Below are 13,210 nucleotides of genomic sequence, written 5' to 3' on the forward strand. Positions count from 1 at the left end.
TACAAATAACAACATCACAAACTTTCCACTATGAAAAAAACTCTACTCTTTTTTTACTGAATGTTTTGCTCTGTTTGCCAGGAAAAGCCATATCCCAAACCTATCAACTTACCGGAAATCCTGTAAATACTACAGGTTGGGATCTTGTTTCAGATGCTATTGTAAGTGGAGATTTTATAAGACTTACAACAGACCAGACAAGCAAGTATGGAGCTATAAAACTTTCCACTCCAATTACCTTAAGCTATTGTGACAAATGGAAAGTAGAATTTGATTTCAGAATTGACGGAAACGGAACAACTCAGTTTGGACGTGGAGATGGTTTTACATTCTGGTATCTTGCTAACCCACCAACAGGATTTGTATCAGGAGGTGGTCTGGGAATTCCAGCCAATGCATCTGGACTAATGGTTGGCTTTGATATCTTCAACAACACCACAGAAGGCCAGATGAGTAAAGTACACGTTTTGTATGGTACAAACAATACTGCGGGTAACAATATAGAATTTAATAATACCCCGGGAAGTACTTTCCATTCTCCAGATTTGAATCCCACTCAACCATTTGTAGGCAACAATTATAGACACGTTGAAGTAAATGGAGAAACAGATCTTACCAATCCTACCAACTGGATTATTAAAATTAAAATAGATGGAGTGCTTATTGCCGATCAATCATTTGCTCCTTCTGGAAATGCTGTAGGAATGACACAGGGATATTTTGGTTTTTCTGCAGCCACAGGAGGTGCCAGCGCCAGACACTCAATCCAGAATGCTAAAGTTTTTGTAGATAAAGTTCCTATTTTAAATAATACCCTGAAACCTTTCGTTTGTACCAATCCTGCAACCGGAAGCGGAACTGTAGACCTTACCTCATACAATATGCAATTTGTAAACAATCCCGGGAATTATATTTTCACCTATTACATATTGGGTACATCAACTCCTATTGCCAACCCTACCAATTTTCTATATACAGGAAATACGATTATTAAGGTAGTGGTTAAAGATCCTACATCAACACTTTGTGATAATGGAGACGGTATTATAGAACTAAACCCAACCCCGTTTGCAGCAACCGATGCCACCCTTACAGAATGTAACAATAATAATGGCGGAGTTGGAATCTTTGACCTCAATACCGCTGCAGTAACTACATTAACAGGTGTTACTAAAGAATTTTATCCGAGTATACATGATCTGAACGCCAGCACCAATCAGATTACCAATCCCTCAGCATATGTTTCTCCTCCTGGAATTATATATGTAAGGGTAATTACAGCACAGGGATGTGTAAGCACTGCTAAAATCACTTTAAATACTCATCCACCCTTAACCGTTTATGACGTTCCAATAGAATCCTGTTTTATAGAGAGCAACCCATCAACGGCATCTTTCAATCTTATTAATGCGGCAGTAGTTCCAAACCCGGCAGCATTTACAAAAAAGTTTTATCCATCTATAACAGACGCCCTTAACGAAACTAACGAAATAACTAATCCCGGAGCCTATATTGCCCCTAATGGAGTGGCTTATGTTAAAGTTTTCAATTCAACCGGATGCTTTTCAATTGCTAAACTTACGCTAAAAGTAAATCCTCCTACTCCTTCCAGGGTTTTAAAAGACAAAATCATTTGTATGGAAAGCAAAACGACACTTGATGCAGGCGCAGGATTCAAAAGTTACGAATGGAGCACCGGAGCTAAAACACAATCTATTAAAGATGTTGGTGTTGGTGTTTATTGGGTGAAATTAAAAACCGGAGAGTGTATCACTACTCAGACTGTAACCGTATTTCCGGCAGAGAGTCCTGTTATTTCCAGTGTAGACATTTCAGGTGGATCTGTTACTGTTCATGTAAATGGCGGTATGCCACCTTATCAATATTCAATAGACAACATCCTCTGGCAGGATTCTAATGTATTCACTAATATCCCAAGAGGTGTTGCTAAAGTATATGTAAAGGACAAATATAATTGCGAGCCTATCACAATTAACATCACGATACCTAATCTTGTTAATATCATTACACCTAATGATGACGGAATCAATGATTTTATTGATTACTCAGCACTGGCTGTTAAGCCTAATTTTGAAGTTAATATTTTTGACAGATATGGTGTACAGGTTTTCAAGGCAGATAAAACCAACGGATACAGATGGAACGGTACAGCTAACGGAAGAAGAGTTCCTACAGGAAGCTACTGGTATTCTGTTTCATGGAATGAAAAAAACAACATGAACAGAATAACACCAATCAACTTTGCGGGCTGGATTATTGTTAAAAACAGAAATTAATCACGTTTATCATTCATATTAAAAGAGTCACTCCGCTTTGCGGGGTGATTTTTGCATTAAATTAAGAGGATATATTTCATTTTTATTCATCTCCAATCCTTAAATTTGTGCTATGAATTATTTGGAAGCTTTAAGCAGAAGATATTCTGTGAAAAAATTTAATCATCAAATTATTCCTCAGGAGACCCTTCACAACATTCTTGAGTCAGGAAAACTGTCTGCAAGTTCTTTAGGGCTTCAGCCTTATAAGATTATCATTGTTGAAAGTGAGGAGATGAAACAGAAGCTGATTCCTGCTTTTTATAATCCATCTCAGATTTCCACATGTTCTCATCTCGTGGTGATTGTTTCAAAGAAAAACATTGAAGAGAATTATATTCAAGGATATTTTAAACATATTTCCGAAGTAAGGGAAACTCCTCTTGAAATGCTTGATCCATTCAAAAACAGCATCAATCAGCATATACATCAAAAAACACAGGATGAAATTTTCAACTGGGCAGAAAAACAGTCTTATATTGTATTAGCCAATCTGATGTACGCAGCTGCCATTGAAAATATAGACTCATGCCCTATGGAAGGCTTCAGGCAAAATCTGATAGAAGAGATCCTGAGCATCAACCCCGAAACAGAAAAAGTAACCGTTACCCTCGCTTTAGGCTACCGTTCTGAGGAAGATCACTTCCAGCACATGAAAAAAGTAAGAAAACCAAACGAAAAATTGTTTAAATTTATTTAATATTTAAATGATTGTACCTAAAGCAAGCACATGATAAAAGCGGATGTATTAGTAATCGGTTCCGGAATTTCCGGACTTTCTTATGCCATTAAAGTTTCTGAACAACTCCCTGATGCCAAAATCATTATTGTAACAAAATCTGATGAGGACGAAAGCAATACCAAATATGCACAGGGCGGCCTTGCTGTAGTTACTGACTTTCAGAAAGATAATTTTGAAAAACATATAGAAGACACCATGCGTGCCGGAGACGGCGAAAACAAACGCGATGTTGTAGAAATGGTGGTAACAGAAGCCCCGGCAAGATTCAATGAGATTGTAGAATGGGGAGCTCAATTCGATATGAAAAATGGCAAATTTGCATTAGGAAGAGAAGGAGGCCACACCGAAAACAGAATCGTCCATCATAAAGATATTACAGGTTTTGAAATTGAAAGAGCTTTATTGGAAACTGCCAACAACAGCCCGAATATTGAAATTCTCGACCACCATTATGTAATTGATATCATTACACAGCACCATGTTCCCGGAAAAGAACTTAACGAAGGGGATATTCATTGTTATGGTGCTTATATTCTGGATGAAAAATCCAAAACCATCAAAAAAATCACTTCTAAAATTACATTAGCTGCTACAGGAGGAGCGGGGCATGTTTATAAAAATACAACCAATCCCTCTATTGCAACAGGAGACGGAATTGCTTTCGTTGCCCGTGCAAAAGGAAAGGTTTCCAATATGCAGTATTACCAGTTTCATCCTACTGCCCTTTATAGTAAGATTGACGGAATGCTTTTCCTTATTTCCGAAGCAGTAAGAGGTGACGGGGCCAAATTAAGAACCAAAAGAGGAGAAAAGTTCATGCAGAAATATGATGAACGTGAAGAACTAGCCTCCAGAGATATTGTAGCCAGAGCTATTGATAATGAAATGAAAATTTCAGGAGATGAATATGTTGGTCTGGACTGCCGTGAAATGAATCAGGAAAAATTTCTTGAACATTTCCCGAATATTTATAAAAAATGTAAAGACGAAGGTATTGATCCTTTCACCCAATTGATTCCTGTTGTTCCTGCCTGCCACTATCTGATGGGCGGTATTGAAGTAGACCGAGACGGACAGTCTTCCATCAGAAACCTTTTTGCTGTAGGAGAATGCACCAACTCAGGATTACACGGAGCCAACAGATTAGCTTCAAACTCTTTACTCGAAGGATTAGTTTTCGGACATAACGCTGCCATGAAAACAGTAGCACTTCTGAATGAAAATTTATTCAATTTTGATGATTTGAAAGCAGTTCCGGAGTGGAATGAAGAAGGAATGAAGATCATGGATGAAATGGTCATCATCAGCTACCTTAGAAAACAGCTTCAGGAGATGATGAGTGATCTTGTAGGAATTGTAAGAAGCAACAGACGTCTGAATATGGCATTGCAAAAGCATCAGGAAATTGCAGCTGCGGTTGATGAAATCTATCACTACTCTATCCTTTCTCCACAATTATCAGAATTAAGAAACCTGACTACCGTTGCCCACCTCATCATTACCCAGTCTATGGAAATGACAGAGAATAAAGGAGCGTTTTACAATAAAGATTTAGTCTAAAAGTATACACAATGAAAAGACCAAGCTACGTTACAGATAAAGCATTAAAAGTATTTATAAAAAATGCCCTTGAAGAAGACATCCAGGATGGAGACCACTCTACCCTTTCCACAATTCCTGAAGATCTTCAGCAAAGTGCAAAACTATTGGTAAAACAGGACTGCATCCTCGCAGGAGTTGAATTGGCGGAAATTATTTTTAAGGCTTTTGATAAAAACTTAAAGGTTGAAACATTCATCAAGGATGGAACCCCATGTAAAGTAGGTGACATTGCTCTTATTGTAACCGGAAGTGCCAGATCAATACTTTCCACAGAAAGATTTGTTCTTAATTGTATGCAGAGAATGAGTGGCATTGCAACGCTTACTCATGACTGGGATTCAAGATTGGTAGGAACAAAAACTAAACTTTTAGATACCAGAAAAACTACCCCTAACTTCAGAATGTGTGAAAAATGGGCGGTAGCTATTGGAGGTGGCACCAACCACAGATATGGTCTTTATGATATGATTATGCTTAAAGATAACCATATTGATTATAATGGAAGCATTACCAATGCGGTAAAAATGGCCAAAGACTACGTTAAAAAGACGAAGAAAAAATTAAAAATTGAAGTGGAAACCAGAAATCTGGAAGAAGTTCAGGAAGCCATCAACGCAAAAGTTGACAGAATTATGCTTGACAACATGGATGTTAAGACTATGAAGAAAGCTGTAAAAATGATCAACGGCTCAACAGAGTCTGAAGCATCAGGAGGAATCACCCGTGATATGCTTAAAGAAATTGCATCAACAGGTGTTACCTATATCTCTGTAGGAGCTTTAACACACTCGGCTGAGAATATAGATTTGAGTCTCAAAGCGGTGAAATAGCGTTGAATTTTTAACAAAAACACCCCCACTTTATTAAAAACTCAATAACATGACTTTTTTCATATAAAAAGTCGTTTTTTATTGATAAAACTGGGAATCAACCACTTAACACTATTAAGACTGATTAAAAATTAACATTGAGTTAATAATAGTTAAAATATATTTTGCGAATTTTGCAGAAAATTAAATCTAATTATTACTAACGATTATGAAATTAATCAACAAATCGATGCTAACTGCAGTAATTACTTTATCTACAGCTAGTATCTATTATGCTCAACAAACTCAGGACACAGTTAAATCTAAGTCTAAAGACATTGAGGAGGTAATCCTAAGAGGTGTTACAGATATCGCTAAAGATAGAAAGACACCGGTAGCAGTTTCTACAATTAAAGCTGCACAGATTCTTGAAAGACAAGGTAACCAGGAACTTGTTGAACTATTAAACACAACGCCATCTGTTTATGCAACAAAAGGTGGTGGTGGTTTTGGAGACTCTCAGCTTACCATGCGTGGTTTCGAATCTAGAAACATTGCAGTAATGGTAAACGGTATGCCGGTTAACGACATGGAGGGTGGTACGGTATACATGTCTAACTGGACAGGTTTATCAGACGTAACAAGTACTATGCAAGTACAAAGAGGATTAGGTTCTTCTAAACTAGCTATTGCTTCTGTAGGAGGTACAATGAACTTCCTTACACGTTCTGCAGACATGAAACAAGGTGGAGTTGTGAGATTAGGTATCGGTAATAACGATTTCTTAAAAACATCTTTCGCATACAACACAGGAAAATCTGAAAACGGATGGGCTGCTTCATTCTTGATGGCAAGACAAGCAGGAGCTACATACGTTCAAAATACAGATTATGAATCATATACTTATTTCTTTGCACTAGGATATCAGCCAAACAAGAAGCATAACTTACAGTTTATGATGACTTCTTCTCCACAATGGCATGATCAAAGATCTTTTGCTCCAACAATCGGAAACTATATCAAATATAACCCGGATCATGATGGTTCTCCATACAGACCATACAATGGTGACTATGGATACTATACTTCAGCAGATGGAAACAGAACAAACATAGCAAACGCTATGAACTACTATTCCAAGCCTGTAATGATGTTGAACTGGGACTGGACAATCAGTGACAAGTCTACATTAAGTACAGTTGCTTACATGTCTAATGGACGTGGAGGTGGTGCCAGAAACCTTGGTAAAGTAGGAAATAAAGGAATGGCTGACTTCTATGACGCTGAAGGACACTATAACTATAATTCAATTTTCGCAGCAAACGGAGCAGTAACTCCTACTGTAGGAATTGCAGGAAATACATTAGTACGTACTTCAAGTGTGAATTCACACAACTGGTATGGTATCTTGATGAATTTCCAACACAAAATCAACGATAACTGGAATTTCTCCGTAGGTACTGACGACAGATATTACTATGGATACCACTATCAGGTACTTTCTGATTTATATGGAGCTTCAGGCTACACAGACGGTTCTAACAAAAACCTACCAACAAATAATATTGTTCGTAACACTTATGACTATAAAAAACTGAACTGGAATCCTTTTGGAGGAGCAAATGCACCAATGGAAGAGAGAGTTTCATTCAGTAATGATGGTGAAGTTCTTTGGTACAGTGGTTTCGGACAAGTAGAATATTCTGCTGATAAATTAACAGTATATGCACAAGGTTCCATATCAAACCAAGCATATCAGAGAATTGATGACTTTGTAAAACCGGGATCAACTCAACAAGGTCAAACTGTTGAAAGAAAAACTGGATTTAAAAACCTTTTTGGATTTAATATTAAAGGGGGAGCTAACTATAACATCAACAACAATCATAACGTATTTGCTAATGTTGGTTATTATAGCAAACAACCTCTAATGAACTCTGTATATCCAAGTAACCAACAGGTTGTAAACCCTAACTTAACCAATGAGAAAATCTTCTCAGTTGAATTAGGTTATGGATTCAAAACAGCTAACTTCAATGCAAAAGTTAACTTATACAGAACTGAGTGGAAAGACAGATGGTACAGAAGAAGCAGTGTAATTTTTGATAACAATGTTAGAGGATATTCCGAAATCAGTGGAATTACACAAGTTCACCAAGGAGTAGAAGCTGAAGCAACATATAGATTAAATAAATTCTTAGAATTACAAGGTATGTTCTCTTGGGGTGATTACCAATATAAAGGGAATGCTACAGGCTCTAACTTCCAGGATGACAACACTCCTATTGAAACAAACGGAAAAAATACATCTACACTTTATTTAGATAAGGTAAAAGTGGGAGGTACTAACAACAGTATTCCACAGATGACTTCATCATTAGGATTTACAGTAACTCCAGTTACAGACTTTAGAGTATATGGTAACTGGCAATATGTTGGGAAAATTTACTCAGCAATGAATATGGCTGACTTTATGACCCCTGGCAATGAAGCTTTAAAATTACCAGATTTCAACCTATTCAATATTGGTGCATCTTATAAACTTAAGTTAAAAACCCAAATCAGTATTTTACTATTGGTGTTAACGTAAACAACCTGTTTGATACTACTTATATTCAGGATGGTGTAACGAACATCAAAACAACTGATAAGATTAAGGATAATAAAGATCCTGACTTTGGTAAAACATATGAAGAAGCAGGAAGAGTTTACAAAGGTTTAGCTACTGACAACAGAGTATTCTATGGATTCGGAAGAACTTGGTCTACAACCTTATCATTCAACTTCTAATAATATAACAATATTAGATTTTATAAATATCAATCCCGGCTTTGAGCCGGGATTTTTGTTATCTTTGTGTACAAAAAAATAGAAAATATGGATTTTTACGGAATTTTGAAAAATGCCCACAAAGGATTCGGGTATCTTGAACTTCTTTTGGTAGCATTATTTATCATTGCTCTTTTAGCTACTATGTTCGGTTTCAGTGGGAAAGTGAACAAGTTTTTAAAGAAAACAACCCTTTTCACAATGATCTTCTTCCACGTTCAGTTCCTATTGGGAATCATTATGTTGGTGATCAACTTCACAAAAGGAATGGATATGGGTTCAGTAATGAAAAATGCAGACTTAAGATTCCAGTATGTTGAACACCCGTTTTCTATGCTTATCGCAGCAGTATTAATGACGATCGTTAATAAAAAAGTAAAATCAAACGATACCATTTCCCTTGGAATTACCATTATGGGATTAATTGCGGTAGGTTTATTTGCATTCGCGTTTCCTTGGGCAAAAGTCTTTGGAGCTTAAAACAGACAAAGAAATTATATGCGTTATAATTTATAAATAGTTTAATCTTAAATTTTTAATTAAATCAATGAAAGTAGCTGTAGTAGGTTCAACAGGAATGGTTGGACAAGTTATGCTGAAAGTTTTGGAAGAAAGAAACTTCCCTGTAACAGAATTAATCCCGGTAGCATCCGAAAAATCTGTAGGCAAGAAGGTGAAGTATAAACAGAAGGAATTTACGATTGTAAGCATGAAGGACGCTATAGCTGCCAAACCGGATATTGCTATCTTTTCTGCCGGAGGTTCTACTTCTCTTGAATTTGCCCCATTATTTGCAGAAGCAGGAATAACAGTGATCGACAACTCTTCAGCTTGGAGAATGGATCCTGACAAAAAATTAGTTGTACCTGAAATCAACGCAGATGTATTAACTAAAGAAGACAAGATCATCGCAAATCCGAACTGTTCTACCATTCAGTTGGTAATGGTTTTAGGACCTTTGAACAAAAAATATGATTTAAAAAGAGTAATTGTTTCTACTTACCAATCTGTAACAGGAACTGGTAAAGCCGCAGTTGACCAATTAAACGGAGAAATTAACGGTGATGATTCTGCTGCTAAAGTATATCCATATCAAATATTCAAGAATGCATTGCCTCACTGTGATGTATTTGCTGATGATGATTATACTAAAGAAGAAATTAAATTGATGAAGGAACCTAAGAAGATTCTTGGAGACGATACATTCAATTTAACAGCTACTGCAGTAAGAGTTCCGGTACAGGGAGGACACTCAGAAAGTGTAAACATCGAATTTGAAAATGAATTTGAATTGGATGAAGTAAGAAAAATCTTATCTGAAACTCCAGGAGTAATCGTAATGGATGATGTTAAAAACAATCACTACCCAATGCCCCTGTACTCAGAAGGAAAAGATGAAGTCTTTGTAGGAAGAATCAGACGGGACCTGTCTCAGCCGAAAACGCTCAACCTTTGGATTGTTGCAGACAACCTGAGGAAAGGAGCCGCAACAAACGCTGTACAAATTGCAGAATACCTTGTAGCAAACAACTTAGTATAAACTAACAAAATAAAAAAGAGTCTCAGAATTGAGATTCTTTTTTTATCAAACACATTTATGAGTACCCACAAAGAAAAAATAGGATTTCAAAAAATCATTGCTGCATTTGGAGTTATTCTTTTTGTAGGAAAGATCATTGCATGGAAGCTCACCAATTCCGATGCTGTATTCTCTGATGCTATGGAAAGCATTGTGAACGTCATCAGTGCATTTATGGGGCTATATTCTCTTCATCTGGCAGCAAAACCCAAGGACGAAGATCACCCTTACGGCCATGGGAAGGTTGAATTTGTTACTTCCGGTATTGAAGGTGCCTTAATTGCCATTGCCGGATTAATGATTATTTATGAAGGTATACACAGCCTTATCGTAGGGAAAACCTTAAGCAAAATTGATTTGGGAATCTGGATCATTGCCGCCACTGCCGTAATCAACTATCTTTTGGGATATATTTCCATAAAAAAAGGTCAGAAAGAGAACTCCCTCGTTCTTATTTCCTCCGGAAAGCACCTTCAGTCTGATACCATCACCACCCTTGGAGTGGTAGCCAGCTTAGTGATTGTCTATTTTACTAAAATCTATTGGCTGGATTCTGTGGTTGCATTGATATTTGGGCTTTATATCATATTTGTAGGCTATAAAATCGTTCGAAAATCTTTGAGTGGTATTATGGATGAACAAGATCCGGAAATCCTGCATCAGGTTATTAAAATCCTTGAAGAAAACAGAAGAACAGAATGGATTGATGTTCACAATATGAAAATCCAACAATTCGGAGCCTCACTGCATATTGATGCCCATATCACCCTACCCTGGTATTATGATCTTCGTGATGCGCATAACGAGATGGAAAAAGTCATTATCCTTTTGGCCAATAACATCAAAAGGAGTATTGAATTCAATTTTCATATGGATGACTGCAAACCTATTTCATGTTCGGTATGCCAGATTGAGAATTGCCCCGTTCGTCAAAAAGACTTCGTAAAAAGAGTGGAATGGACCGCAGAAAATGTAACCAGTGTGGACAAACATACTGCAGAATAGAAAAGGCTTAAAAAACAAAAATACAGTTACATTACGCACCACTATTTGCTTTCTCTGCCTCTATGTTTATCTTTTTCCAGTTGTTTTCTATAATAAAACATCGGTACCATTAAAAGGATGATTAAAGGCTGGATAACAAACCTTCGCATATAAAAAGAAAAAAGATATCCAATTTCAAATTTATTCTGAATACAGAACAGATAAATTGGGAAAGCAATCGCGAAAACAATCACCATCATCAAAGCACCTTGTATTGTCCATTGCTTGTTTTTAAATAATCCTTGAATAATCAGGCAGGAAAAAAAAAGATTAAGGACAAATCTAAACACGTGCCCACCAATTAATTTTCCCCATTCAAATGCTGGAAAACTAATGTTTTTGTTGGCCTCATGGAAATAGCTCAGAAACGGATCATAAAATATTTTATCTTCCATTACTCTTACTCCTATTAGCCCAGAGATTCCTAAAATAACAAGAAGCCAGCTAAGAATTTTCATGTTTTAAAGCAAAGAATTTAATCCAAATTAACCAAAGCAAAACAACACTGCCATAAATAGTAGCCGGAAAGACAAAATCATGAAATATCTTACCATATTCCTGATGTTCCACCATTACAATATTCAGCCCTACAATCCGTAAAAGATTCATAATATAAAGCAAAACCAATCCTGCCAATACAAAAATAAAAGTCTTAGAACCTTTATAAAAGGCAAAAACAAACGATACAAACAGGATCATGACAGAAATGGCATTACATCCTTCCACCATTCTGGACACGTATTGTTTCTTCACATAAAACCATACCTGTTCATTACTTATATCATTGTACAATTGAGAAGGGTAACTCAAAACATTTTGTACCGCACTCACCTGATTGGCAATAATTCTTGAAAAAGGATCCAAACCCGAATCCTTATTCGCATTCAGATAAAATTGGTACGCAAAGAGCAACACCAGATAGATGATGATGAAACGTAGTAAAATTCCTAATACCGGCTTAAAATCCTTTAACATACTGCAAAGATAAAAATTAGGCTGTAATAACCTGAATGAGAAGCACAAAAGTTAAAACATAAAGTAGAAAGCCTAATACAACCGGTATAATTTCCACTATTCAGTGATAAAATGTAGAAGTTTTGTTCATACTCCAGTTAAAAAACAGTTCTTAAAATAGTCTTCCTTCCTTATTTTAACCTCTGGCGAATCCCTCTCACAGCTTCCAACTTCCCTCTTAAAAACTATTCATGTTAAATTAGTATATTTGTTTCCATATTAATTATGACTTCTGAAAACGCAAATCGATTTTTTGAAAGCCAATTAGGCAAAAAATCCACCGAATTCATCACATTAGCTCAAAGCGGTTCTGCGAGGGTCAATTTTCTGGCCATAACCGACACTGAAAAATACATCATCACCTACAATGAGAATATTCCGGAAAATGAAAGTTTTCTTTATTATTCCGAGGTTTTCTCTGCACTTAGCCTGAATACGCCATCCATCCTTGCTGTTTCAGAAGACAGGAAAATGTATGTGCAGGAATTTTTAGGAACGCAAACTTTATCAGAGGTCATTACAAAAGAACATGTATCAACTCGTGTAAAATCTTTGGTAAAACAAACGCTGGAAAAGCTATTCAGGTTACAAATCCAGACACAGGATAAAATTGATTTCTCCAAAACATTTGAATACGAATGTTATGATGAGCTTCCGGTGATTCACGATTTGTACTATTTTAAAAATTTTGTAGCAGATGTCCTGGAGCTTGAGTATAATAAATCCACCTTACTGAAAGAGTTCAAACAAATTGCAGCATTGGTGGAAGATCTTGAACCTAAAGGGATCATGATCCGGGATTTCAGGCCAGAAATATCATGGTGAATGAAAAAGATGAAGTTTCATTCATTGATTATCAGTCTGCAATGAAAGGTCCTTTGATGTATGATGTCATTTCATTCCTTTTTCAGGCCAAGGCAGATTTCCCTGAAAACTTTAAAAATGAAATGCTGGATTTTTATATCCAACTATTTGAAGATCAAAACACTCAACATCAACTAAACAACTCGGTTAAACCAATGCAAATGATGAGATTCCTGCAAGTCTTAGGTGCTTACGGCTTCAGGGGACTGATTCAAAGGAAACAGCATTTTATGGCCAGCCTTGAAAAAGGGATACGAAATATCACAGAATTTGCATCTGCCTGGGAAGAGATGAAAAACTATCCGGAGCTTAACAAGGTCATAGCTCAATTGTCATCAGAAGAAACCAGAAAAAAAATTGATGCCATTTTAAATTAGTAATTGGGAAACCA

9 protein-coding genes and 2 pseudogenes are annotated in these 13,210 nt (G+C 36.5%); 9 read left to right on the forward strand and 2 right to left on the reverse strand.

What is annotated here, in order from left to right; translation table 11 throughout:
- Positions 1–74: 74 nt before the first annotated feature.
- The 8 genes and pseudogenes from BOQ64_RS09380 to BOQ64_RS09415 all read left to right on the forward strand — a co-directional run bounded on the left by BOQ64_RS09380 (position 75) and on the right by BOQ64_RS09415 (position 10,902).
- Positions 75–2,297 carry a T9SS type B sorting domain-containing protein gene (locus BOQ64_RS09380; RefSeq protein ID WP_228448288.1) on the forward strand — a complete coding sequence of 741 codons (2,223 nt, stop codon included), beginning with the start codon at positions 75–77 and terminating at the stop codon, positions 2,295–2,297.
- Between the two features lie 112 nt (positions 2,298–2,409).
- Positions 2,410–3,036 (forward strand): NAD(P)H-dependent oxidoreductase, encoded by a 627-nt coding sequence (locus tag BOQ64_RS09385; RefSeq protein WP_129057851.1) that lies wholly within the window; start codon positions 2,410–2,412, stop codon positions 3,034–3,036.
- Between the two features lie 30 nt (positions 3,037–3,066).
- Complete coding sequence (gene nadB / locus BOQ64_RS09390) at positions 3,067–4,638, forward strand: L-aspartate oxidase (RefSeq protein WP_129057852.1); 1,572 nt, start codon at positions 3,067–3,069, stop codon at positions 4,636–4,638.
- 11 nt (positions 4,639–4,649) lie between these two features.
- Positions 4,650–5,510 (forward strand): carboxylating nicotinate-nucleotide diphosphorylase, encoded by an 861-nt coding sequence (gene nadC / locus BOQ64_RS09395; RefSeq protein ID WP_129057853.1) that lies wholly within the window; start codon positions 4,650–4,652, stop codon positions 5,508–5,510.
- Between the two features lie 208 nt (positions 5,511–5,718).
- Positions 5,719–8,279 (forward strand): annotated as a pseudogene (locus BOQ64_RS09400) (TonB-dependent receptor).
- An 87-nt stretch (positions 8,280–8,366) separates the two neighbouring features.
- Positions 8,367–8,798, forward strand: coding sequence for a hypothetical protein (locus BOQ64_RS09405; RefSeq protein ID WP_129057854.1), 432 nt, complete (start codon positions 8,367–8,369; stop codon positions 8,796–8,798).
- Positions 8,799–8,865: 67 nt separating this feature from the next.
- On the forward strand, positions 8,866–9,858 hold the full coding sequence (locus BOQ64_RS09410; RefSeq protein WP_129057855.1) for an aspartate-semialdehyde dehydrogenase: 993 nt from the start codon (positions 8,866–8,868) through the stop codon (positions 9,856–9,858).
- Between the two features lie 57 nt (positions 9,859–9,915).
- Positions 9,916–10,902, forward strand: a complete 987-nt coding sequence (locus BOQ64_RS09415; RefSeq protein ID WP_129057856.1) for a cation diffusion facilitator family transporter — start codon at positions 9,916–9,918, stop codon at positions 10,900–10,902.
- Positions 10,903–10,943: 41 nt separating this feature from the next.
- On the opposite strand, the gene BOQ64_RS09420 is transcribed toward BOQ64_RS09415, so the two are convergent.
- Positions 10,944–11,399: an exosortase F system-associated membrane protein gene (locus BOQ64_RS09420; RefSeq protein ID WP_129057857.1), complete on the reverse strand. Its 456-nt coding sequence runs from the start codon at positions 11,397–11,399 to the stop codon at positions 10,944–10,946.
- Positions 11,386–11,916 (reverse strand): exosortase family protein XrtF, encoded by a 531-nt coding sequence (gene xrtF, locus BOQ64_RS09425; RefSeq protein ID WP_129057858.1) that lies wholly within the window; start codon positions 11,914–11,916, stop codon positions 11,386–11,388. The genes BOQ64_RS09420 and xrtF overlap by 14 nt, the downstream gene beginning before the upstream one ends.
- Positions 11,917–12,180: 264 nt before the next feature.
- Between xrtF and BOQ64_RS24830 the strand changes: the two are divergent.
- Positions 12,181–13,196, forward strand: a pseudogene (locus tag BOQ64_RS24830) (aminoglycoside phosphotransferase family protein).
- The last annotated feature ends 14 nt before the right edge of the window (positions 13,197–13,210 follow it).

The sequence above is a fragment of the Chryseobacterium sp. CH25 genome, assembly GCF_004119455.1.
GTDB lineage: Bacteria > Bacteroidota > Bacteroidia > Flavobacteriales > Weeksellaceae > Chryseobacterium.

What these genes read in the sequence shown, in the direction of transcription:
- BOQ64_RS09405 (WP_129057854.1), top strand. Translation starts at nt 8,367, where the DNA reads ATGGATTTTTACGGAATTTTGAAAAATGCCCACAAAGGATTCGGGTAT.
- nadC (WP_129057853.1), top strand. Translation starts at nt 4,650, where the DNA reads ATGAAAAGACCAAGCTACGTTACAGATAAAGCATTAAAAGTATTTATA.
- BOQ64_RS09410 (WP_129057855.1), top strand. Translation starts at nt 8,866, where the DNA reads ATGAAAGTAGCTGTAGTAGGTTCAACAGGAATGGTTGGACAAGTTATG.
- BOQ64_RS09385 (WP_129057851.1), top strand. Translation starts at nt 2,410, where the DNA reads ATGAATTATTTGGAAGCTTTAAGCAGAAGATATTCTGTGAAAAAATTT.
- xrtF (WP_129057858.1), bottom strand. Translation starts at nt 11,916, where the DNA reads ATGTTAAAGGATTTTAAGCCGGTATTAGGAATTTTACTACGTTTCATC.
- nadB (WP_129057852.1), top strand. Translation starts at nt 3,067, where the DNA reads ATGATAAAAGCGGATGTATTAGTAATCGGTTCCGGAATTTCCGGACTT.
- BOQ64_RS09415 (WP_129057856.1), top strand. Translation starts at nt 9,916, where the DNA reads ATGAGTACCCACAAAGAAAAAATAGGATTTCAAAAAATCATTGCTGCA.
- BOQ64_RS09420 (WP_129057857.1), bottom strand. Translation starts at nt 11,399, where the DNA reads ATGAAAATTCTTAGCTGGCTTCTTGTTATTTTAGGAATCTCTGGGCTA.